Annotated in this window: 12 protein-coding genes and 2 pseudogenes; 5 read left to right on the top strand and 9 right to left on the bottom strand. The window is 32.8% G+C overall.

From position 1 onward, the window contains the following. Window positions 1-91: 91 nt before the first annotated feature. Together ACUN26_RS27800 and ACUN26_RS27795 are read right to left on the bottom strand one after the other, a co-directional pair. A complete protein-coding gene (locus ACUN26_RS27800; RefSeq protein ID WP_002093857.1) occupies window positions 92-382 on the bottom strand; it encodes a hypothetical protein in 291 nt (96 codons plus the stop codon). Window positions 383-426: 44 nt separating this feature from the next. After that, window positions 427-1,656, bottom strand: coding sequence for an RHS repeat domain-containing protein (locus tag ACUN26_RS27795; protein WP_000682225.1), 1,230 nt, complete (start codon window positions 1,654-1,656; stop codon window positions 427-429). Between ACUN26_RS27795 and ACUN26_RS27790 the strand changes: the two are divergent. Next, window positions 1,632-1,754 (top strand): annotated as a pseudogene (locus ACUN26_RS27790) (IS6 family transposase); the annotation flags it as partial. The gene ACUN26_RS27795 and the pseudogene ACUN26_RS27790 overlap by 25 nt on opposite strands. Before the next feature lie 135 nt (window positions 1,755-1,889). Here ACUN26_RS27790 and ACUN26_RS27785 read toward each other — a convergent pair. The 4 genes and pseudogenes from ACUN26_RS27785 to ACUN26_RS27770 form a co-directional block, all read right to left on the bottom strand. Continuing rightward, complete coding sequence (locus ACUN26_RS27785; RefSeq protein WP_002040409.1) at window positions 1,890-2,243, bottom strand: YxiJ family protein; 354 nt, start codon at window positions 2,241-2,243, stop codon at window positions 1,890-1,892. A 34-nt stretch (window positions 2,244-2,277) separates the two neighbouring features. Then, window positions 2,278-3,042 (bottom strand): annotated as a pseudogene (locus ACUN26_RS27780) (RHS repeat-associated core domain-containing protein); the annotation flags it as partial. Window positions 3,043-3,134: 92 nt separating this feature from the next. After that, window positions 3,135-3,827 (bottom strand): hypothetical protein, encoded by a 693-nt coding sequence (locus tag ACUN26_RS27775; protein ID WP_000219086.1) that lies wholly within the window; start codon window positions 3,825-3,827, stop codon window positions 3,135-3,137. Window positions 3,828-3,906: 79 nt separating this feature from the next. Further along, window positions 3,907-4,413, bottom strand: a complete 507-nt coding sequence (locus ACUN26_RS27770) for a putative toxin (protein ID WP_000348316.1) — start codon at window positions 4,411-4,413, stop codon at window positions 3,907-3,909. Window positions 4,414-5,198: 785 nt separating this feature from the next. Here ACUN26_RS27770 and ACUN26_RS27765 point away from each other — a divergent pair. After that, on the top strand, window positions 5,199-7,634 hold the full coding sequence (locus ACUN26_RS27765; RefSeq protein ID WP_000899496.1) for a PAS domain S-box protein: 2,436 nt from the start codon (window positions 5,199-5,201) through the stop codon (window positions 7,632-7,634). A 187-nt stretch (window positions 7,635-7,821) separates the two neighbouring features. Here ACUN26_RS27765 and ACUN26_RS27760 read toward each other — a convergent pair whose 3' ends face one another. Continuing rightward, window positions 7,822-14,400, bottom strand: a complete 6,579-nt coding sequence (locus tag ACUN26_RS27760; RefSeq protein ID WP_151547736.1) for a Cna B-type domain-containing protein — start codon at window positions 14,398-14,400, stop codon at window positions 7,822-7,824. A gap of 2,127 nt (window positions 14,401-16,527) precedes the next feature. Here ACUN26_RS27760 and ACUN26_RS27755 point away from each other — a divergent pair. The 3 genes from ACUN26_RS27755 to ACUN26_RS27745 all read left to right on the top strand — a co-directional run bounded on the left by ACUN26_RS27755 (window position 16,528) and on the right by ACUN26_RS27745 (window position 21,934). Then, the gene (locus ACUN26_RS27755) at window positions 16,528-17,319 is read left to right on the top strand and encodes a carbonic anhydrase (RefSeq protein WP_000677290.1); all 792 of its coding nucleotides are present in this window, start codon (window positions 16,528-16,530) and stop codon (window positions 17,317-17,319) included. A gap of 3,320 nt (window positions 17,320-20,639) precedes the next feature. Then, entirely contained in the window at window positions 20,640-21,329 is a 690-nt protein-coding gene (locus tag ACUN26_RS27750) for a response regulator transcription factor (protein WP_000207753.1), read from the top strand. A gap of 194 nt (window positions 21,330-21,523) precedes the next feature. Then, the gene (locus tag ACUN26_RS27745) at window positions 21,524-21,934 is read left to right on the top strand and encodes a hypothetical protein (RefSeq protein WP_000806404.1); all 411 of its coding nucleotides are present in this window, start codon (window positions 21,524-21,526) and stop codon (window positions 21,932-21,934) included. 302 nt (window positions 21,935-22,236) lie between these two features. Here the strand turns inward: ACUN26_RS27745 and ACUN26_RS27740 are convergent, their stop codons facing one another. After that, on the bottom strand, window positions 22,237-24,051 hold the full coding sequence (locus ACUN26_RS27740; protein ID WP_001143141.1) for an acyltransferase family protein: 1,815 nt from the start codon (window positions 24,049-24,051) through the stop codon (window positions 22,237-22,239). A 367-nt stretch (window positions 24,052-24,418) separates the two neighbouring features. Continuing rightward, window positions 24,419-25,084 (bottom strand): YkyA family protein, encoded by a 666-nt coding sequence (locus ACUN26_RS27735; protein ID WP_000610466.1) that lies wholly within the window; start codon window positions 25,082-25,084, stop codon window positions 24,419-24,421. Between the last annotated feature and the right edge of the window lies 1 nt (window position 25,085).

The following is a 25,085-nucleotide window of genomic DNA, read 5'->3' as shown; positions in this document are numbered from 1 at the left end:
ATCTCTAATCTAGTTGGATGTTACAAAACTTAGCAACATAATTTTTATAACCTTACAATAGTATAGTGTTCCACTTCTAGTTCTACGTTATTTAATTACGGGATAACTCATAATCAAATATAAAACAATAAATTATCGTAAAGATTACTAAACTAACATACTGTACTGTGAGAGGAATATCTATTAGTACTGATGTTAAAATATTTGTAAAAGTAACAATAATAAGTAAAGCGAGTGCGGATACCATAAGTACTGCTGATAAAAAGAGTCTTTGCTTTATACACTTAAGAATCAAACCTAACCCTGCTAATATTAAAATTATCCGTATTGGATATTTTAATATTAGTGGAAACAAATTGTCTATAACATAAATATTTATCATTTATATTTACCCTATCACTTTCTTCACTTAGATTTTTTATTATTTTAACGATAACTTTTATACGCTTTTTTATATCCCTTATATGCCGCCGATCCAAAAGTATAAGCATCTTCTATTAACCCAACGCCCCAAAACACTTTAAATCCTACTTTAAGTCCAGCCTTTCTAGCAGCTTTATTTACGTAGGCTTTATTATAAGCTGGCCTGTTCTGTTTTTTATATTGAAATTTCCCTTTAGAATATCCAATAGAGAACCCCACTGATAAGGATAAGGCCTTCCCAATACTAGCATAACTTTGATAAACAGCCTTAGCACCTGCTTTAGCACCGGCCTTCGTTGCATACCAAATACGTTTTCCTTTCTTTTTCCATGCTTTATGCCCATCCGGATCAATCTTCATTACAGGATTATTATCTGCATACGTATATCCATTTTGTGTAACAGGATCATCTTCATCACCCGGATCTGGATCTACTGATAAGAATACACCATGCTCTGGTTTATAGTAACGAGCAATCAAGTAATACATGCCAATCTCTTTATCATACATGTATCCCGCATATCCGAATGGATTGTCTGCTGCAATACCCTTTGCGTCACTCTTTAATACATTACCCCATGCATCATATTGATAGTTTGCAACAATTTGTCCATTTTGGTCTGTCATCGCTACGACGTCACCACGTGGGTTGTAGTGGTAGAATAACGTTTGTCCTTGTGCTTTCATCGCGAGACGTACACCGTCTATTGAGTATACATATTGACGAAGGACATTTCCCTCTCCATTTGTTTCATATAAAGGATTAATGCTGTCACCATCGTAGAAGTAACGTGTGATTTGTCCATTTACTTCTTTTTCAATACGGCGACCATCATCGTCATATTTATATTTCGCAAATGGTGCCGTTTCACCTTGTTTCGTAATGGTCGTTAATTGATCTGCTTCATTCCATGTATAGCTATACTTGCCATCTGCTGTACGGTTACCATTTGCATCGTATTTCAACTTTTCATTTCCGTACGTTTCTAGTTGGTTCCCAGCGTTAAAGGCTAGACTCACATTTTTTACTATTTTTCCTGCTACTGTTTCTTTAACCGTTTTACGGTTACCAAAACCATCGTAATCATATTCGTATTTTACAATTTCTTTTTTTCCGCTTCCAAGGTCTCGTGCAATCTCAGTACGGTTCCCTGTTTTATCATATTTGTAACGTTCGAGTAAGATTGTTTCTCTAGATATATGTAGAGTTTCAAAATTTTTGTTATGCTTCACGTACGCTATAAGGCATCGAGATTACTCACGATATATATAAACAAAGGCGAAGTCTTCAAAGAGACTCCGCCTTTTCAACGTACAATGAACTTCAATAATTACTAGCTACTTTCTAAACAGTATTCCTCATTTACCAACCCGTTTTTGCTTTTTTCAAATTTGCAACAAACCCCTAACTTACCCATTAAAAATCTAATTATTACTAATATATATCGACTTACTATAACTCTAGACTAATATGTTTCAACTGCTCTAATTAATAAATTCCGAGTATATTCATAAACATTTAATTGCTGATGCAATTCTTGATACTTTGACTTTTCTCTAAATAAGAACATATATTGGGGATACATTTGATAAAAATTTTTATACAATAATCTCCCTTGATGAATAGGAATTTTTTTTTGAGATAAAACATAACTTAAACTTCCTTCAATTATCGAACAATAATTGTAATAATCTTCAGCAAAGCAATCTATATTATAATCTAATTGGATGCGCTCAATATCATCTGAAGGATATGGAATTTCTAATTGTATTTTAGCATTCTTTATCTCTTGCAATAATTCTAAATTAATTTTTGCCATTGTAATATTCACAATCCATTCACTTATTAAATTCTTAGCGCTTTTTCTTTTTCCATCCATTATTCCAGTAAGTAATTATCTTACCGTTTTTAGTATAATAACCACCTTTTTTTCCATTTGATAAAACTACTTCTTGTCTCAAATGTTTGTTTGATCGATAAAAAGATCTAGCCATATCTGTATATCTTTTTTGGCCATAAGATTTTTCTTTCCAAGTTACATGCTTTTTATGATGATATGCTAGAGATTTTGATCTGCTTTTAAATGTTCCCTTACTCCAATGGCGTGTCTTAGTATACCAATTCTTAGCAGCTTTATAAGCTATCTTTCCACCTTTGAAAGCTGCTCCACCGACTAAACCAACGCCAACAGCTATTGCTGCTGCTTTCCAGCCATTCTTTTTATAAGCATTATAACCATCATATGCTGCGAATCCTGCATTGAATACCATCCATGCCAAGTGACCATCTGAATCCACATTCATCACTGGATTATTATCCGCATACGTATAACCATTCTGCGTCACAGGATCATCTTCATCACCCGGATCTGGATTATAGTATCGCGCAATTAAGTAATACATGCCAATTTCTTTATCATACAGGTATCCCGCATATCCAAATGGATTCTCTGCTGCAATACCTTTCGCGTCATTCTTTAAGACATTACCCCATGCATCATATTCATAATTTGCGACTACTTGTCCGTTTGCATCTGTCATCGCCACTACGTCACCACGTAGACTGTAGTGATAGAATAACGTTTGGCCTTGTGATTTCGTCGCTAGACGAACACCATCTTTTCATGATCAACCTTTTTCAAGGGATAAAAACATTCAAATAAAAAAGGGAATCCTTGTATAGATTCCCTTTCTACAAAATAATAATTACTTTATAATTTTGGATATTCTCTTGATTGACCGTTAAACAAATCTAAACCAAAATTATTTTTGATTTGTTTTTCTATTTGTAAAAAGTCATCTTGAGGACTCTCTCCTATAAAAGTTAATATTCCTTTATCCATCTCCAATTTTTCAAACCAATGAAAAGAATTTAATTTTTCTTTCCCAATATAACCAGCAAAAACATCACCAAAGTAATTGCACCAAAATATCCCAGGTATTCTTTCTTTTAAAGTACCGGTTACATGTTGACGATCTATAGCATTTTCTTCACTTATATATCCGTATAAGGCATTAAATAATAATGTTATTTCTTTGAATATTACTATTATAGCATCTTTATATTTATTAAACGTTTTTTCCTGAAAGCTAATATCTAAATAATTTATACTAGCTTCCTTAGGATTATTCCACCAATTTACCATAAAAGAAAACCCTTGCCCTTTACCAAGAAGCCCCCCCGCAGTACCAATCAATGCATCTAATTCTTCATCATAACAACCAGGTTCAGCCAAATTCCACATTTCCACTGCTTTTTCTATAGTAAATTCTTTATTTATGGGCTCATAAAGTGCAATTTTTTTGACAGTAAGTCCTTTATTTTGTAGCGTATTAAAAAAATAATTTGCATATATCTTGGAACCAATATTCTCTTTAGTATAAACACTCATTGTTACAGTCAAAATAAAGCTCCTTTCTATAATAATTTAATTTTGATTCATTGTTTACATTATTAAACAATATTTTTCAACTTTCAAAAAATTATTTATGAGTATAGTATCGATTTTTCCCATATCTAACTTTTATTTTACCACCTGATTTCTTTATCGCTGCTTGAAGTGGCTTAGAAACTCTAGAATGTTTCGAAACAACTAAATCAATCCTTTTCCCAGTTTTTACATACCTTCTAAACTGTTTGCTCATTGATACCCTTCGAACATCTTTTATTTCTGTAATTCTTCCTTTAGATAAACTATCAGGTATAGTACCATTTATACGTTTAGAGTTCTTTTTTAATCCCAGTTCTCTTAGAGCTTTTTTCTCAAAAGCTCTTCCTCTAGCATATCTATAAGTATATTTTGCGCGTTTCTTAGCTGCATAACGTGCGCCATGTATAGCTACTGGAATTAAAAATTGAGCAAAGTGACCATCCGGATCTGTCATCATCGCCGGATTATTATCCGCATACGTATAGCCATTCTGCGTCACAGGATCATCTTCATCACCTGGATCTGGATCCACTGATTTCGCAAATGTTACAAAATCCATTCAGTACATTTTAATAAGAAACTTTTCATATATTAACGTAAAAGATTTATTTAGCAGTTAATTTGATGTCGAATTTATCAGAATTTTGTATTTTTTTGTTGTTTTATCTTGTTATTGATGTTAAACTTATACTTACAAAGAAAGAGATTAAATAGGAAACTTCGCTTTATAAATTTTCTGATTTTTCAGTCTTTACCTATTTTACTCCACTCCGTTAGATTGGCATGTTTGTGTATTCCTTCCCTACTCTTTCTTTGTTGTACCCTTCATAAGAAAACAATTTGTTCCTATCCAAGTTGTTTTCTTTTTTTTATACTTAGTTTATTATTTTTATTAATACAGAAAATATTTCGGACTAATCACCACTTAACATTCTAGTTCAATGTTTGAAGTGGGAGATTGTTAGGTACTGAAAACTTATTGGTTTCTAGTTCATTAGGCTATTCCCGTAGTTCCTACGGCCAGGAGACGACTGTCCCCCATCTTTTAAGCAATTACTATTTCTTATCGCCTATTTAAATAGATACAAAACTTATACACATTATTTACTAACATGGGTTGTAGATGCCCTGATTATATATCCTTATTAGCATTCATTTCCTATCTAAAATTAATGTTTCTTACATTTAATATTTTAGTGAAGGATCTATTGTTGGAAAAAGATAAAAAAGAACTGAATTTTTATCAATACTCATTTCCCTTTTCCAAATAACAAGTCTAATCACCGCATAATTCATAGAATTTCCTTTCTATTTTTCAATATATTTACTAAGGGGGAATATGGCATGCTTTTTACAGGGTTCATCATTAATCTATCTATTTTTGCATTCTTAGTTAGTACATCTATTTTTATTCAAGTATTTATAAGTAAAGTAGATTCTAAATCATTTCGTTTATTTTGTGGTATTTACGCAGGTATCATAGCTGCCATTTTAATGATTTTTAATTTTAAGCACATGGGATTGTTTTACGACCTGCGAGTCGTTCCACTAATTATTTCTTTTATTTATTTTGGTCGTACAGCTGGTTGGATTACATTAATGTTTATTTTATTTATGCGTATTTTCTACCTTGGTGGTGATTGGGGACCAGCTTTAATAGCATCTTTAGGAATAGCTATTATATATACTATATTCAAAACATATCTAAAAAATATCCATCCTTTTAAAAGCGTTTTTCTTTATCTAGCTGCTTATCTAGTTATAATTCATGTTGTATTTGGATTCTTTTTTCCTTCTATACCACTTATACTTCTTAACATCCAAGGTACATTTTTTATATCATGCGGACTCTTAATTGGTATTTTTCTTATGGAGTCGTATCAAAAGTTATATGTTTTAACACAAAATTTAGCCAAAGCGAATGAAACATTACTAGAATCAAAGCGAGAATTAAAGGATACTGTACACCAATTGCAAGGAGGTATTTTTAAATTCGAAAAAGTAGGGGGGAATTTTGTCCATACTCTATGTGATGGACAATTATTTTATCAAAACGGGTTTCACTCTCAGCAAGTCGTAGGTAAATGTTTATCTAATATAGATGCTTCAATTATTCCATTTCATTTAATTCCTCGACTATTAAAATATTATCAACAGGCATGGGATGGTGAAGAAGTAACTTTTGAACTACCATGGCCAAATGATGAGGCTACGATACTTTTCTCTCTTAGACCTGTTAAAAGAGGGGGAACAGTGGTTGAGGTAGTTGGTTCTACTGTTGATATAACGAAAAGAATAAATGCGGAAAATGAACTGAAGGTTACCAAAGAGCGACTAGAATCATTTATTAACCATAATGTAGATGCTATCACTATATTTGATTTAGATGGGCATATGTTACAAGCGAATAAAGCTTATGAGAGAATATTTGGTTGGTCAGAAAAAGAATCTGTAGGAAAAAAATTACCTTGCGTGCCTGAATTTTTAATAGATCAAACTTTAGAATATATAAACCACATTAAAAATACCAATATGAATGACCCAATTCTTACCCGTTTTGAAACTGTTAGACAAAGAAAAGATAAAACTTTAATTGATGTAAGCCTGACAATTTCGCCTATTTTAGATTTTAGAGGTAATGTAATTGCTTTATCAGGAATTTGTAGAGACATTTCTGAAAGGAAACAAGCAGAAAGAAAACTGCATCAATTACACCAGCAATTAAGTGACAGTGAAATGAAATACCGTGCACTCATCGAACAAGCAACTGATGCAGTATATGTAGTGGAACTGAATGATAATGAATTACCAACTCGCTTTATCGAAGTAAATCCTGTTGCGTGTAAAAGATTTGGATATAGTAGAGAAGAACTTCTTTCGATGTCTTTCCCTAGTAACGTTCTACCAGATTCTCCAATGGTCCAAAGAATCATAGAAAAAATTAGAGAAGGGCAAACATCTTTTACATTACAAGATGAATTTGTTTTTCCTAGAGGAAAAACCCTGACAATTGAATTTTCTATTCGTGTGTTTAACTTGAATGGCAAAAAAGTTTTCTTAAGCATCTCTCGAGACATCACTGAACGGCTAAAAACAGAGGAATTATTACGAAAATCGGAGAAACTTGCTGTAGTAGGTCAATTATCCACTGCAATTGCTCATGAAATTAAAAATCCTTTAACAGCAATGAAAGGATTCATGCAGTTATTACAATCACTGGGAAATAAGGATACCGAGCATTACATAGATATAGTGTTATCAGAGATTGAACGTATAGATAGTATTACTAGCGAATTTATGACATTAGCAAAACCTGAGGCATTAGAAATTAAAACTAATGACCTGAATGTATTAATGAAGCAAGTTGTAATGTTACTTGAACCTCAAGCGACAATGAATTGCATACAAATTAAAACTCAGTTTACATCTGATACTTCATTCATACTTTGTGAATGTAATCAATTAAAGCAAGTTTTTATAAATATCTTAAAAAATGCAATTGAGGCAACTTCAATGGGAGGGGAAATATTGATTCAAATCGAATATGCACCTGATCAAAATCAAGTAAACATTCGATTTACTGATTATGGGTGTGGAATTGAACAGGAACGTATACCTTACCTAGGAGAACCATTCTATAGTCTCAAAGAAAATGGTATCGGTTTAGGATTAATGATCTGTTATAAAATTATTGAGAAGCACCAAGGAAAGATATTTATTGAAAGTGAAGTAGGTAAAGGAACAACAGTCAATATAGATCTACCTATATCTACTCTCTGAGGGTGGATTAAATGAAAGTAAACACAAAAAACACAATTAATTATACAAACTTAAGAAATCTAAAATTAAGACCCACACATTTTGATTAAACTTTTTTCAAAATGTGTGGGTCTCCTCTATTTATAAAATCTATATTTACAGCAACACTTTGATCAAGCTATAATTCAAACCAACATAACCAGTCTTTTTATCTCATTCGTTGACGAACTAATACGAATCCACCTAAAGCCAATAACAACATTCCAGCAATATATGAAATCATATCCATTGATGTTCCACCTGTTTTAGGAAGCCATACTGATGTCGTAGAATTTTCTTGAGTAGGTGGATTTTTTGAATCTGTACTTGGATCTTTTGGATCCGTACTTGGATCTTTTGGATCTGTACTTGGATCTTTTGGATCTGTACTTGGATCTTTTGGATTCGTACTTGGATCTTTTGGATCTGTACTTGGATCTTTTGGATTCGTACTTGGATCTTTTGGATCCGTACTTGGATCTTTTATATTCGTGATGTCATAACCATGTACTTCTGATTTATATCCATTCACTGGTTGTTCTTTCACTTCATACTTATATGCATTTCCTTCGGCATCATATGCCGCTAAGTCTGTAAATGCATATTTCCATTCATCTGCTGCGCTCACTTCTTTTGTCGCGATCACTTTGCCATTTTGTAGTAGATCAATCTTGATCATTTCCGGACGGTTTTTTACATTTCCATCCTTCCATGTCTTCGTTCCTTCTACTTTTGTTTCGCCTACTTTTGTATTCGTAATGTCATAACCTTTTACCTCTGATTTATATCCATCTACTGGCTGTTCTTTTACTTCATACTTGTATGCATTTCCTTCGGCATCATATGCAGCTAAATCTGTAAACACGTACTTCCATTCACTTGCTTTACTTACCTCTTGTGTTGCAATTACTTTGCCATTTTGTAGTAAGTCTACTTTGATTATTTCCGGACGATCTTTCGCATTTCCGTCTTTCCATGTCTTCGTTCCTTCTACCTTTGTTTGGCCTACTTTTGTATTTGTGATGTCAGTACCACTTACTTTTGATTCATATCCTGGTACTGCTTGCTCTTTCACTTCATACTTGTATGCTTTACCTTCTGCATCGTATGCTTTGAGGTTTTCAAATGTGTACTTCCATTCTGTTGCCGCTGTTACTTCTTTTGTATCTACTACTTTACCGTTTTGTAGTAAGTCTACTTTGATCATTTCCGGACGATCTTTCGCATTTCCGTCTTTCCATGTCTTCGTTCCTTCTACTTTTGTTTGACCTATTTTTGTATTTGTGATGTCAGTACCACTTACTTTTGATTCATATCCTGGTACTGCTTGCTCTTTCACTTCATACTTGTATGCTTTACCTTCTGTATCATACGCTGCTAAATCTTTGAATTCGTATTTCCAGCCTGTTACTTTGCTTACTTCTTGCGTCGAAATCACTGTACCATTTTGTAAAAGGTCTACTGTAATCATTTCCGGACGATCTTTCGCGTTATCGTCTTTCCATGTCTTCGTTCCTTCTACCTTTGTTTGGCCTACTTTTGTATTTGTGATGTCGTAACCATTTACTTTTGGTTCATATCCAGCTATTGGCTGTTCTTTTACTTCATACTTGTACGCTACTCCATTCGCATCGTATGCTTGTAGCTTTTCAAACGTATACTTCCATTCTGTTGCCGCTGTTACTTCTTTTGTATCTACTACTTTACCGTTTTGTAGTAAGTCTACTTTGATCGAGCTTGGACGATCTGTTGCGTTATCGTCTTTCCATGTTTTCGTTCCTTCTACTTTTGTTTCGCCTACTTTTGTATTTGTGATGTCATAACCGTGTACGTCAGATTGGTATCCCGCTACTGGCTGTTCCTTCACTTCATACTTGTATGCTACTCCATTTGCGTCATATGCTTCTACATCCGCAAATGCATATTTCCAGTTTGTTGCCGCTGTTGCTTCTTTTGTATCTACTACTTTACCGTTTTGTAGTAAGTCTACTTTAATCGAGCTTGGACGATCTGTTGCGTTGTTATCGTTCCACGTTTTTGTTCCTTCTACTGTTAAGTTCGCTACTTTTGTATTCGTAATGTCATAACCATGAACCTCTGATTTATATCCATCCACCGGTTGTTCTTTTACTTCATACTTATATGCATTTCCTTCGGCATCATATGCCGCTAAATCTGTAAACGCATATTTCCATTCGCCCGCTGCGCTCACTTCTTTTGTATCAATCACTTTGCCATTTTGTAGTAAGTCCACTTTGATCATTTCTGGACGATTTGTTGCGTTTCCGTCCTTCCACGTCTTCGTTCCTTCTACTTTTGTTTGTGCCACTTTTGTATTTGTAATGTCATAACCTTTTACTTCGGATTTATATCCATCTACTGGTTGTTCTTTTACTTCATACTTGTACGCATTTCCTTCGGCATCATATGCCGCTAAATCTGTAAACGCATATTTCCATTCGCCCGCTGCGCTCACTTCTTTTGTATCAATCACTTTGCCATTTTGTAGTAAGTCCACTTTGATCATTTCTGGACGATTTGTTGCGTTTCCGTCCTTCCACGTCTTCGTTCCTTCTACTGTTGTTTGCGCTACTTTTGTATTCGTAATGTCATAACCATGAACCTCTGATTTATATCCATCTACTGGTTGTTCTTTTACTTCATACTTGTACGCATTTCCTTCGGCATCATATGCCGCTAAGTCTGTAAACGCATATTTCCATTCGCCCGCTGCGCTCACTTCTTTTGTATCAATTACTTTGCCATTTTGTAGTAGGTCTACTTTGATTGTTGTCGGACGGTTTGTCGCATTTCCATCTTTCCACGTCTTCGTTCCTTCTACTGTTGTTTGCGCTACTTTTGTATTTGTAATGTCATAACCATGAACCTCTGATTTATATCCATCTACTGGTTGTTCTTTTACTTCATACTTATATGCATTTCCTTCGGCATCATATGCCGCTAAATCTGTAAACGCATATTTCCATTCGCCCGCTGCGCTCACTTCTTTTGTGTCAATTACTTTACCATTTTGTAGTAAGTCTACCATGATTGTTGTCGGACGATTTGTCGCATTTCCATCTTTCCACGTCTTCGTTCCTTCTACTGTTGTTTGCGCTACTTTTGTATTTGTAATGTCATAACCATGAACCTCTGATTTATATCCATCTACTGGTTGTTCTTTTACTTCATACTTATATGCATTTCCTTCGGCATCATATGCCGCTAAATCTGTAAACGCATATTTCCATTCGCCCGCTGCGCTCACTTCTTTTGTGTCAATTACTTTACCATTTTGTAGTAAGTCTACCTTGATTGTTGTTGGACGATTTGTTGCGTTTCCGTCCTTCCACGTCTTCGTTCCTTCTACTTTTGTTTGTGCCATTTTTGTATTTGTAATGTCATAACCTTTTACTTCGGATTTATATCCATCTACCGGTTGTTCTTTTACTTCATACTTATATGCATTTCCTTCGGCATCATATGCCGCTAAGTCTGTAAACGCATATTTCCATTCGCCCGCTGCGCTCACTTCTTTTGTGTCAATTACTTTACCATTTTGTAGTAAGTCTACCTTGATTGTTGTTGGACGATTTGTTGCGTTTCCGTCCTTCCACGTCTTCGTTCCTTCTACTTTTGTTTGTGCCACTTTTGTATTTGTAATGTCATAACCTTTTACTTCGGATTTATATCCATCTACCGGTTGTTCTTTTACTTCATACTTGTACACATTTCCTTCGGCATCATATGCCGCTAAGTCTGTAAACGCATATTTCCATTCGCTCGCTGCGCTTACTTCTTTTGTATCAATTACTTTACCATTCTGTAGTAAGTCCACTTTGATCATTTCTGGACGATTTGTTGCGTTTCCGTCTTTCCATGTCTTTGTTCCTTCTACCGTTGTTTGTGCCACTTTTGTATTCGTAATATCATAACCGCTTATCTCTGATTTGTATCCCGCTACTAGGTGTTCTTTCACTTCATATTGATAAGCTACTCCATTCGCATCGTATGCTTCTAAATCTGCAAATATATATTTCCAACCTATTGCTGCTAGTACGTCTTGTGTTTTGATCACATTTCCATTTTGTAGTAAGTCTACTTTGATCATTGTCGGACGATCTATTGCATTTCCATCTTTCCACGCTTTTGTTCCTGCTACTGTCATTTTCGCTACTTTTGTATTTGTAATGTTGTAGCCATTTACTTCTGATTTGTATCCCGCTACCGGTTTTTCTTTTACTGTATACGTATAAGCAACACCATTTGCATCATATTGCGCTAGGTCTACAAAAGTATAATTCCAACCGTTCGCTGCTGTTACTTCTTTTGTTTGGATTATGTTTCCATTTTGCAATAAGTCTATTTGGATTGAGCTTGGACGATTTGTTGCATTTCCATCATTCCATGTTTTCGTTCCTAAAACAGATGTTTTTGCATCTTTTGTATTGGTAATGTCATAACCGTTTACTTCTGTTTTATATCCATCCACCGGTTGTTCTTTTACTTCATACTTGTACGCATTTCCTTCGGCATCATATGCTGCTAAGTCTTTGAATCCATATTTCCAGCCTGTTGCTTCACTTACTTCTTGCGTCGCAACTACTTGACCATTTTGTAGTAAGTCTACCTTGATTGTTGTCGGACGATTTGTTGCGTTTCCGTCCTTCCACGTTTTTGTTCCTTCTACCGTTGTTTGGCCTACTTTTGTATTTGTAATGTCATAACCGTTTATTTCTGATTTGTATCCCGCTACTGGTCGTTCTTTTACTGTATACGTATAGGCACTACCATTCACATCATATGATTCTACATTTGTAAATGAATATTTCCAATCATTTGCCGCTGCTACTTCTTGTGTTTGGATTACATTTCCGTTTTGTAGTAAATCTACTTGGATTGAGCTTGGACGATCTGTTGCATTTCCGTCTTTCCACTTCTTCGTTCCTTCTACTGTCATTTTCGCTACTTTTGTATTTGTGATGTTGTAGCCATTTACTTCTGATTTGTATCCCACTACCGGTTGCTCTTTTACTGTATACGTATAAGCAACACCGTTCATATCGTATTGTGCTAAGTCTGCAAATGTATAATTCCAACTATTTGCTGCTGTTACTTCTTTTGTTTGGATTACGTTCCCATTTTGCAATAAGTCTACTTGGATTGAGCTTGGACGATCTGTTGCATTTCCGTCTTTCCATGTTTTCGTTCCTGAAACAGATGTCTTTGCATCTTTTGTATTTGTAATGTTGTAGCCATTCACTTCTGATTTGTATCCCGCTACTGGTTGCTCTTTTATTGTATACGTATAAGCATTACCATCATTATCATATGCAGGTAAATCTGCAAACGTATAGTTCCAGCTATTCACTGCTGTTACTTCTTGTGTTTTGATTGAATTTCCATTTTGCAGTAACTCTACTTGAATTGAGCTTGGACGATCTGTTGCATTGTTGTCATTCCATGTTTTCGTTCCTGAAACAGATGTCGTTTTTACTTTATTCGGAATAGTAAGCTTTACACCTTTATCAGCATTGGCATCAATGGTAAAAGGTACTTTTACTTGAGGATCAAAATCCAAATAGTTTGGACCTGCAATCTCCTGTACATAGTAATTACCTGGGTCTAAATTAGGAACCTCGACCATACCTTGTTGATCGGTTGTATACGTACTACCAATTTGCTGACCTGACTCCGTATACAAGTTAAATGAAACATTTGGTATAAATTTTGTCTCATTACCGGCAATGTGCTTCACAATTCTTAACGTTCCCTTAGGAGGTAAATCGCCTTGCGCACCGCCGCCCTGATCTATATTTTTAACACTGACACTATCTGATTTAGATACTTTCTCTTCACCTGTAACCTTGTAGTCTACGTTATAATTATTATAAAATGCTTCTAATTTCTTTCCACTATCAGTTATATTTGCTTTATATTCAAAAACAAAAGTAAGACCATTGGCTTTATCTTTATTGATAACAGCTTTAAATCCATTATCACCAATAAATGTAACCGTGCCATAACCTTGCGCTTGGAATTCTTGTGGTGTCATTGGAGCTGCAAATCCTCCAATACGGAGACTATCTTGATTTAGCGTTTGCCCTTCTTGTAAAGTATCAACCAAAACAATATCACTATCTAAATTTTGTTTTGAAGTATTTGCATTTAAAACCCATTGTACTTCATTAGTGTTTTCTGGTTGAATGCTACCCGTTTTGTATGAAAATGGTGAAGATCCGCCACCTCCACCACCAGTCGGGCCGATAATCGTTACCGTTTTCTTTTCTAATTGTGTACCTAAATTCGTTTCAGTTGTTACCGTTTGTCCTTGTGCAACATCAATTGCTTTAACTTGGAAATAAAAATTCCCTCTAATATTTTTAAGTTTCTCAACCGTATCACTAAATGTACATACAACATTAGTTGTCTTTATTTGACAAGTACCAAAATTAACACCTGCATCATTATTTAATGGAATAGTTCCACTATATCCTTTCAATTCTGAAGGTAATGTTAATGTTAATGTATCTCCAGCTTTCATTTGATTCCCAGATTTATCACTAAACTGTACTGCCATTCTTGTCGTTTCTCCGGAGTTAAGCGTCGTTTTATCGATTGTAAAACTATCAACAAATCCTGTTGTATTTAACTCCTGTGCATTTGCTATTATCGATGTGAAACTCTGACCTATAGTAAATATAAAAAGCATTAGAATCGAAAAAATCGAAGTTACTTTCTTGATCATGTCATTCTCCTATCAGTTATAATTAGATGGCTCTAATATGAATATGCAATGACAATGACTTTATAGGCTGATGGTATTCCATTTCTTTTAATCGTTATACACATAAAGCTTGAAAACAAATTTCTATAAATAATTCTCTTGTACTCTACTAAACTTCATTTTTTAAATGTAACATTACTTTCACTAAGTTTAATATTTACAAGTTAAACAATTTTCGATATAATTGTAACTGGCGAAGTTACGTTTTTCATCATTCCTATAAAATCCCGAGATTTTATATCATATCTACCGTCTTATTTTGAGCATACATTTCTGATTAATAATGTTATATTTCAACACTATTAGTCTATTGATATTACTTTTTATTGTTTTTATATTAACAATATCAATATATTCAGTTTTTTAATCACGTTTTTAAATGATTTATAACATTATTCACCAGAATCTTTTTCCCCCTCCTATAGGCATTCTTTCATGCTCCCATCCGTAATATAGGGCTTTTTAAATGCCAAAGATAGTTTTTGTAGTTTTTGTAATTGATTTTGTAATTAAAGAAACCAAACGTAAATTAATATCCCTCTTGAGATAAGATCCTTATTTTATACTCCCTCCTATATACACCAAAATATTGTCCTTAAATTATTGTTCTACACCACTACCTAATTCTTGATTCATTTAGTAAAAATATAAATCACAAATAATTTTGTTTATTCAAATGTCACTTAAAAATCATTTCTCAGATTTTTAATTAGATAGTCTTATAATTTTCAAAAAGATCATCAAAAACGTTTATCAATTTCGGTCTACTTATGCATTTAGAATCTTAATTAAAATCTGCATGAATGATAAACTCCATGGCTAAATCTCGTTATACCGAATCTTCAATGAAATTCTCAGTTTGTTGACTAGATTCATAATTATTTGTAGCTGTTTATTTACTTGTATGAACTCACATTTTTCATTGCTAGATTGAAAAAAACGTCTCAATTCTCTCTACAAATATTTGTAATAAGTATGTTATTCATTAAGATGTCATACAAACAACAGAATACTTATCCTCTACTTTTACCGAATAATTACATTCCATTCACCCCGCTATCTATACATAATGTTCAATATCATATATAAAATAAAACAAAGAAAGAGTAGTAAACATGAGTATTATTCATTTAATAATTAGACTGAATCTTCAGTCTTTTCTGTTCGGATGGAGATATTTTCGGCTACTCTTTCTTTGTATTATGAGTTTAGCACTAAATATAAAGTATCACAAGACAAAAAATCACAAAATTCTCACAAATTCGACATTTTTTTCACAAACTAATATTACCACTAACTAGTAGAGGTCACCCTATCTCTCCATCAACTTAAAAATTTTATGACGCACTTAAAACAAAATTGTACATTTTCATCTTGAGAATTCAATCTTTTTATATTTGGGTTGTTTTTTAGCTTGATGTTGATGGAAGGTAGATCCAATTAAACTGATTTCTCTATTTCGTAGATTTAGGAAAATAACTTATTGTTGAAAACTCTTCAACATAACCAGAAATACATAGTATCACATCAAAGAATATAAATCTATATTGATTTTTTTTTAATAATTTATATATAATTATAATAAATATAAAATGAAAGTCAATATCAATTAGGAATGAGGATGATGAATATAAGAATGATAAAACATCCATGCTTCGGAATGAATACAGGAATGCCAACTAAATATGACCAGGTTAAGTAATTTGAATCATAATTAGATTACATAATCGATTTTGGGTATGGGTATGGGTAAGAAGTTATTCTATTTAGTACTACATGAAGACAAATAGAACGATAGAAATGTAATATGCTCTTACTTCCATTTCTCATAGTATTTAAAAATTATCGCCTGCAACCTGACTTTGTATAAAGATTTTCTAACTTGGGTAAGAAGCATAGTTATTCCTTTTCGCGTAAATTAACTGTATAGTTTCCGTATTCCATTTTTCTATTTAATAACTTAAATTGCATAACAATCGAGGAATGCTTCTCTAAATTCTTAATATTTTTGGCGAATTTGTAACAGAACCTTTAGTTACAAGCAATATTCTTTAAATACAATGTTTTATCAACTAAGGAGGAAACAGTATGAAAGGCTTAAAGTTTGTTTATAAAACTCCCCTTATATTAACAATGAGTGTAGTATTGATGGGATGTAACACAGCAAAACAAGAGGCTCCGCAAAAACAATCTACGAAGGAAAATACGCAGTGGTCATATAAAGGGACTACTGGTCCAGAGCACTGGGGAGAATTGAAACCAGAATACAATATGTGTTTAAATGGGCAAGAACAATCTCCGATAGATATCAAAACAGAACAAATAAAATCAACAGTTGATAATAATCTTTTGCAAATAAACTATCAACCAATATCATTTTCTATTAAAAATAATGGGCATAGTATTGAGGGAAAAGCAAATAGTTCTGATGATTATCTCACGCTAGGAGAAAATCGTTACACATTAAAACAATTCCATTTTCATACACCAAGTGAGCACCAATTTGAAGGAAAACATGCAGATATGGAATTACATCTAGTCCATCAAAATGATCAAGGTCAGTTAGCAGTAGTTGGTATTATGATCAAAGAAGGACAAAAAAACGAAGGTTTTGCAGCTATGTGGCAAAATCTCCCGCACAGAAAAAATATAAAGGCCGATGTGCAACATACCATTGATATAAAACAGATTCTTCCTTCTGATCATTCATCCTTCCGTTACATGGGGTCTTTGACCACACCTCCTTGTACTGAAAATGTCCAATGGATTGTGATGAAACAGACAATAGAGATGTCCAAAAAACAAATTAAAGTGTTCCATAAATTATTCCCAACGAATAACCGACCAGTTCAACCAATTAATGGACGAGCAGTATTATAAAAATCAGTAGTGCGAACCAATACCTTGATCTATATTACCGATTTATGTATGTTTATTATACGAGAATCATAGCGAAGTTTTGAAACCCAGACAATTTAAATAATGATTCTCTTGCTCAATGAAATTATTAATTTTTTTGCACCAGTATAGAAAAAAGTTGTTGTCCTTTAGGACAGCAACTTTTTGTTCCTTAAAAAAGAAAAAGATAACATACTAGATATATTATATATATAAATCATTAGTAAAAATCTCTTTTTAAAATAAAACCCTATAATTATTATATAATAATTATAGGATAAATAAACAATGAACATTATAATTCATAGTACATGTCTTGCTTAAACAAATACCTTAAAATAATAAAATAAATTATATTTTTACAAAAAGAAAACAACCTGTATAAAACAGATTGTTTTCATTTAAGGGTAAAACAAAGAAAGAATGGCAAAAAGACACAAACTTATAAAGCACAAAAAGTAGATCGATTAGATAGAACTAAGAATTCTGATATCATACTAGTTAGGGTTTCTGTTTACTCTTTCTTTGTTATTATGAATATAGCATCAAAAAGACATATATCAACAAAAGGTAACATAATTGTTACTTTTTCGGCATTTAATCATAACCCCTTACAAACCATATCCTAATAATGAAAAAAGTGACGTACTTCTTTCATTACTTTCAGTATAGACAGTGATATTATTTTTTGTACCAGTACGACAAAAACTGCTGTCCTAATGGGACAACAGCCTTTTCATTATACTGCATTTTCCTTTTGTCCCTTTTGTAAGGTATTATTTTTTTAACCGTAATTGAAGTAAACTACAAGTCTAATTATAAAACATATTGCAAAGCCACTCCATGTTTTTGCTGGACGTTATAACGCAAAAAAAAACAACCTGTATAAAAACAGATTGTTTTCTTATGTAGGGTGAACAAAGAAAGAGTGGAAAAAAATGCACAAACTTCTTCGACACAAGAAGTACATAGGTAGAGAAAACTAAAAATTCTGAAATATCACTTGATAAGGGTTTTTTGTTTACTCTTTCTTTGTTGTTATGAATATAACATTCAAATCGACAAATATCAACAAAAAGTAACAAAGTTGTTACCTTTTCAGCATTTAATCATAATTCTCCCATTCGGAACATATTTTGTATTTGATATGAAATGCATACATGCTTATTTTCAGCAATTGCAATATAAACTTTATCATTTTCTTCCAGAAGACTCCCCCTCAAAAATATGAAGGTGTGAAACAACACTTTTAGGTGGGAGCTGAATGTAAGTTCGCATAGGCCAACATGTTTGCTGGCATTTACTTGTACAGATTGCTCTTCGAAAACTGAAGATATGAGGTTGGTTGCAGAAAGACGTTGCAACCGTAAAATCTTCAACGTTCTATCGCCCCACGCTTGCCGAAGTTGCGAAAACCAAGCTAAAGTAGGGAGTGTGGTGCGTCAACGTACAAAATACTTATGTTCTCACCGTAGGGACTACGGGTAGAGCCTGCTAAGATAACCGGTGGATACATCGGTGTTCGCAGGAATCTCCCACTTTAAACAATCCGTTAGGACGTTAAGTGGTGAGTAGTTCAATTAAAGGTAACAAATGATTACAAATAAGGTTTCATCATTTACTTATCGAAAAATAAATGTTTTAATTTTGGATGTAAGGTCCTTACATTCTATAAGATACAAAAGAAGTAAATTTCAGTTTTTTTGTATCTATAATTTAAGCTTAGTAAATATTTAATAAGTATGTATGTGTTGTAGATTATTCGATAAGTGAAAAAGCAAAAAGTATCATCTGTGGTATTACCTCAAACCAAACAAGTAACACCTCTTCAATATACAATTAGATTTTATTGTGTTTTGAAATTCATGGGGTACAGTGAAGCAAAAAAATATTTAGAAACACTATGGAAGAACCTTTATTTAAGTTCCTATTATGGAATTATTGGAGTTCTTTATTAAAACTTGTCATGCTTAACGTTTAAATAATTCTGGAGCGCAAAATTTCACCAAAAAAAGTCAATAAAAAGAGTGACACCTTGTCAATCAGCATGAATTTCTGCAAAAGTCTAAGGTATGAGATGCAATTTAAAGTTAAAACAGATATGACAATTTATACTCACTATCTTTGGCTCATATAGTGGGTATAAATTGGTTGGTTTTAGTGTTAAAGGTGTATTGAAAATTGAAGTAAGTTAGGGATTTTAAAATAAGTTTGGGACAAATATCTCTTGAAGCGAAGAATAAGCAGTATCTCAAAAATGTAATCTCGCTAATGACTCTGATTCCAAATATTCGTAGCAGTGTTATATCAAGTAAATACACCCTAGAACCTACTCTGATGGCTACAAAATCTGTAAACAAACAGCGAATTTAAATTTATATAATTCAGGAAAGTTGAAGCAAAGAATACAGCTACTACAATATCCTTTGCTTTTACAGGCTCACTTAAACGGGTAATATAAATTTAATTCATTCAGATATGTAAAAAAAGTCAAAATGTAAGGCCCCTAATCCTTTAAAGTGTTTATATAAAAATGACGTAGAATATGTTCTACGTCATTTTTATATATATGAGAGGTATCCACCTCTTCAGAATAATGGTGTCGCTTTTAAATAAAGTCACGATGCTTTGAAAAAAGATGCGATGTTTATAATAAGGCCACGAAGGTTTGAAGACATGTCTTATGAGTTGTAAAACATGATCCTTTCAGATTATAAAACCTAAGTCTTTTGTGAGTTCTTCCAAAATAGAATGAGTTAAATGTCTTCGCAGATCTTCAGCAAATACTGGTAATCCCTCTTAAATCAAAAGATTCATAAAAAACGTTATTCTTTCTAATAATCTTGTTTAGAAAGAATAACGTTTTTTTATTAGGTTCTTAGGTTGATAGACATATATGGTACCCGCTAGAAGGTAATACATATAGAAAACAACAGTAGCAAAATAATAATAGAGTATTGGTTCAGGGTGTTCAGGATGCAATTGATTAAATAAAGTTTTTGTGTAATTCCACAAAAGTGAGATGTATTTTTCTCCCTTCTTAACAATGAAAAAACGTTTTGAACACTCTATACTCTAATTACATTGAACTACTCAACGTTTTTTTATACTGATACAGATAAAACGTGGCTTGAAGTTTATACCTTTGATCATAAGGAATGGCCAAAGATCAAAAATTATGAAGCGGCAGTTAAAACAAGAGAGCATGTATATGAAATTCCACAAAAACTCCAACTACCAGAATCCTAAATCTTTTATCAAATCCATGGCTGATTATCAACGAAAATAAAGGAGCAGAGAGTATGACAACAATTTTAGTATTAGATGATGAGATAACAATTCGTAGTTTTATTACTTTAAAGATGAAGCATGCTGGTTTCAATGTTCTAGAAACCGATACAGGTGAAAAAGCTCTTGATCTTCTAGAAAATCATAATGTTGATATTATAATACTTGATGTTATGTTACCAGGAATAGATGGTTTTCAGGTATGCAAACAAATACGAAAAAACAACGAGAAGATTGGTATTATCATGTTAACGTCACGTGTGCAAGGTAAAGATCAGGTTCACGGTTTGACAATTGGGGCAGATGATTATATTAAAAAGCCATTTAGTATAAATGAATTAGTAGCACGTGTACAATCATTGCTAAGAAGAGTAAAAGAAACTAAAAAGGATATGGCATCGATTCACTCAGAACCATTTAAATTAAATATTCTGCAAGAAAAATTATATAAGGATGGGATAAAAATTGACTTAACTCCAACAGAGTATATTATTTTACGATATTTAATGGAAAATTCCATAAAACCAATTCCACGTGATGAACTCTTAAATAAAATATGGGGTATAAATTGTTTAAGTGACACAAAAGTAGTAGATGTGAATATCAGTCGTCTTCGTCAGAAGATCGAACCTAGTCCTTCTAATCCTCAATTTCTCCTTACTGTATGGGGAAAGGGATATAGGTGGAATGGAAGAAAACAATGAGGAGAAAATGTATCACCTGGTTACTACTACTAGTGATAAACAAAAACAGTTAGAAGCATTATCAGGAATCGTTTTATTAGTAAGTAGGAGATTAGCTAACCTTTTTATTCTTGATAAAACTTCCACTGTAATAATATAAAAACATATTAATTATTTATAATTTTATATACAGGTTCATTAGGAGGTGTAAAAAGATGAAACAAGCCAATTTAACTATAACCCTAACACTCATTCAACTATTCACTTTAGTAACTACCCTATTTATTTGCTCCACAAATGTGCCATTTTTTCCTTGGTTTATTAAAAAAGGATTTGGGTGGATTGGAATCTTTATTACTGCCCCTGTACTATTAATTATAGGCACAATTATGACATATTATGATAAGAAAAAAACAAATTCTATCAAACGAATGAGACAAAGTATTCCTTTCATTACTGTAATTTTCTTCATGTATGTCTCCTTTTTCTCTTTGACAGATAGAATTGTAATAACGACTTTTATCGTTAATCTTGTATTAGTTATCATTACAATTACGTTTTTAGCACAAGATATTTCTAAATTACATAGAAACAGAAAATATAGACTTAAAAGAATACGAATGTAACAAAATTGTTCTGATGTATATACTGATTAGCACAAAAAGACTCCATTTTGATTAATCTTTTTCAAAATGGAGTCTTTTTGTTTGACGTAAAATCAAGGAAATAAATTTTTCTGATTAAATTCTATTCTAAACTAATAACATGCTTATGTTCTTTATTATAACAAACCTTGAGTTTAGTTAATTATGGAGTTAAATAACTTGTTTTACAGCTAAATCCTATTGATAGATATAACAAAAAGACGTTTTGACTACCTCTATTTTAAAAATAAAATGAATGGTAAATTATCTAGACGAGAATCAAATTACCTATCTATATGCTGAACAACAAGTGAAGCGTATTCTTTTGCTCCTGTTGGATTTAAATGAATTCCATCTGGTTCGAAATATGATTGATTTTCAGCACTTGCTGCATACCAATCAACTAGCACAGTATTTGGAAATTTGGAAGAGACTTCTTTTAATTTCTCATTAACTACGGACTCCCACGGACGAGGTATTCTAGTATTAACTAATACAATTTCACGTTCATCACCTATTAACTGAATTAACGATTCTAGTTGCTCAGTAGTAAATGCCCCATTTGTACCTAATCCAATAATAACATGACTTCCTAAAGTGCCTTCCTTTTTCATTCCCTCTACTATCTCCAATGCTTGAGACATCTGTCTTCCAATTTTCGCATCAATAGTAATATTAGGAAAAGCATCTTTTAAATATGGAGAGATATCGATCATAATTGAATCACCAATGGCTGTAACAGTTTTAGGTTGTTTAATTTGTTTAGAGGAATCTTTATTTTCGTCCTCTAATGTTTTATCAACCAGTTTCTCTTCCTTAGTAACTGGATGAGCAGGTTCCTCATTTTTTTTCACTTGTACCGCCTCTGTCCTAACTTGTTTAGAATTGTCTTTTACTTTGCCGGCTGTTGAGAAACCAAAGATAACTGTTATGGAGAGGAATATTGTACATGCTAAAGCAACTCTATTAACGAATGATAAGTCTCTTATTTTCAAGTCCTTTAAACGAAGATTCTTCAATGCACCTTGACGAATTGGATTTTCAATAAACTTCCACGAAAGATGTGCCATAATTAGAATCAAAAAAACTTGAAAAATAGCTTTAGTAAGATGAGGTCCTTCTGTACTAGCTTGCGAGCTCGTCAATGTGATAATCGGATAATGCCAAAGGTATATTCCATAGGACCGAATACCAATCCAACGTAATGGTTTAAACCTTAAAAGCACACTAATTCTGCTAGTTGGATGAGCAAGGTTGGCTACTAATAAAGCAGTAACAACTGATAAAAATAACATTCCTCCACGATATAGGAATGAGTCATATTGATTTGTCTCCCAAAACATAATTAAAATAATAATTAAAGCGATTCCCCCAACTACATCTAAAACAAGACGGGCTGACGGAATAATTTTATTAGAAAGTCTATTACTTGGCCAAAGTAGAGCGAGTACTGCCCCTATTAATAGAGAAAACGCTCTTGTATCGGTACCATAATAAACTCTACTTGGATCACTTCCTGGTTCATACAGTACAGCCATTGCAATTGCTGAAGCAATTGCTCCTAAAAAAATAAATAGTGTCATACGTGATCGTTTTTTTATGTAGTAGAATCCTAAGCTAAGTATGAATGGCCAGAATACATAAAATTGCTCTTCAACGGCCAACGACCAAAAATGATTTAAAGGAGTAGGTTGGCCAAAGTTATCGAAATATGATAATTTATGATAAATGTACCACCAGTTACTAATATATAATACTGCTGCTAACGAATCTCCCCGCATTTTTCCTAGTAAGGAGTTATGAAATAACGTCACCCATGCAAAAACGATAATGAGCATAACAAACATTCCTGGAAGTAATCTTCTTGCCCTACGTATCCAGAAATTTTTTAAATCAATTCTTTTATATTTCTCCCACTCAGTAGCAAGAAGATCGGTAATTAAATAACCAGAGAGCACAAAGAAGACTGTAACGCCCAGGAATCCTCCAGGTATCCATTTATAGTTGACGTGATATAACACGACACCTAGTATAGCCAGTCCTCTTAAACTATCTAATCCGACCATATAACGATTATTTTTCTTTAATTGTGTGGGCATGTATAATCCTCCCTTAAACTTTGCTGATATGTTTGGTTACTTTTTCTCATAAGTAATTATCAACAGAAAACAAATGAAAACTCTATGAATATGAGAAAAAGTACATCTATACAACGAAACTTTTATATAGAAATTCCTTAATTTGTAATTTTATTCTTTGTTACCAAGCCAAAAAGTCGAAAGAGCATTATAAAATGCTTTTTCGACTTTTAGATTATATCATTTAGTTAAACTAGTACTAGAGTACCCCCTTCTAATATTTCACAATCCCAATTTATCCTTTTTACAGATTTTCAATATAAGAAGCTCGGTGTAAAATTTTGATTAGTCTATAGATAGAAGAATTTCAAGATACTTAAATTCATAACTATTTCTCTGGCTTTTGCTCTTTTATTTTTATCTTCGCATCTTTATAAAAATTTAATTTCTCCTTATTATACTCTGTAGTATATTGATTGAACTTTTCTTTTTCCTTTAGTGTTTCTTCATTTATTACATTGTAAGCTTTAACTTTCTCACTAATCTCTTTTAGTTTTGTTTCTTTTTCTTTTAGCTTTTCATAAAGTTCCTTTTCAATTACTAATGATTTTTTGTAACTTCCATTCATTTTTAGAAAAGCATCATAACGTTTTTTATAAGCTTTTTCTACTGTTTTGGCTTGTTCTTGTAATTTTTTATCCTCGATTTTATTTATATCATTAAGAACTGATGTTACTTCTTTTTGTGCTTTTTCTAATACATCTGCTTCATTATCTAATTCTTTCTCACGTTCAGATACATTTGCAACAGCTTGTTCTACTTGGGGTAGTGCTTCCTCATTATTCTCTTGTCCTTTCTGTATAATTTGATTATACAATTCTTGTCCCTTTGCTTCTAACTGCTCTAATTTTTTTACATTATCAGATAACGTTTTTTCTTGATTTGCTGCCTTTTCAAAAGCAACGTATAATTTCTCTTCTGACTTTGCTCCTAAACATCCCCCTAGAAATCCAATTGATATGATTCCTATTAGGATCGCTTTTCTATTAATCAAT

It is taken from the genome of Bacillus sp. WC2503, assembly GCF_052682895.1.
The sequence above is the reverse complement of the archived record's forward strand: the minus strand, read 5'-3'. Positions and strand labels throughout refer to the sequence as shown.

Coding starts and splice junctions, on each gene's coding strand:
- ACUN26_RS27770 (WP_000348316.1), bottom strand. CDS start 4,413: ATGGATTTTGTAACATTTGCGAAATCAGTGGATCCAGATCCAGGTGAT.
- ACUN26_RS27740 (WP_001143141.1), bottom strand. CDS start 24,051: ATGCCCACACAATTAAAGAAAAATAATCGTTATATGGTCGGATTAGAT.
- ACUN26_RS27785 (WP_002040409.1), bottom strand. CDS start 2,243: ATGGCAAAAATTAATTTAGAATTATTGCAAGAGATAAAGAATGCTAAA.
- ACUN26_RS27755 (WP_000677290.1), top strand. CDS start 16,528: ATGAAAGGCTTAAAGTTTGTTTATAAAACTCCCCTTATATTAACAATG.
- ACUN26_RS27750 (WP_000207753.1), top strand. CDS start 20,640: ATGACAACAATTTTAGTATTAGATGATGAGATAACAATTCGTAGTTTT.
- ACUN26_RS27745 (WP_000806404.1), top strand. CDS start 21,524: ATGAAACAAGCCAATTTAACTATAACCCTAACACTCATTCAACTATTC.
- ACUN26_RS27800 (WP_002093857.1), bottom strand. CDS start 382: ATGATAAATATTTATGTTATAGACAATTTGTTTCCACTAATATTAAAA.
- ACUN26_RS27765 (WP_000899496.1), top strand. CDS start 5,199: ATGCTTTTTACAGGGTTCATCATTAATCTATCTATTTTTGCATTCTTA.
- ACUN26_RS27760 (WP_151547736.1), bottom strand. CDS start 14,400: ATGATCAAGAAAGTAACTTCGATTTTTTCGATTCTAATGCTTTTTATA.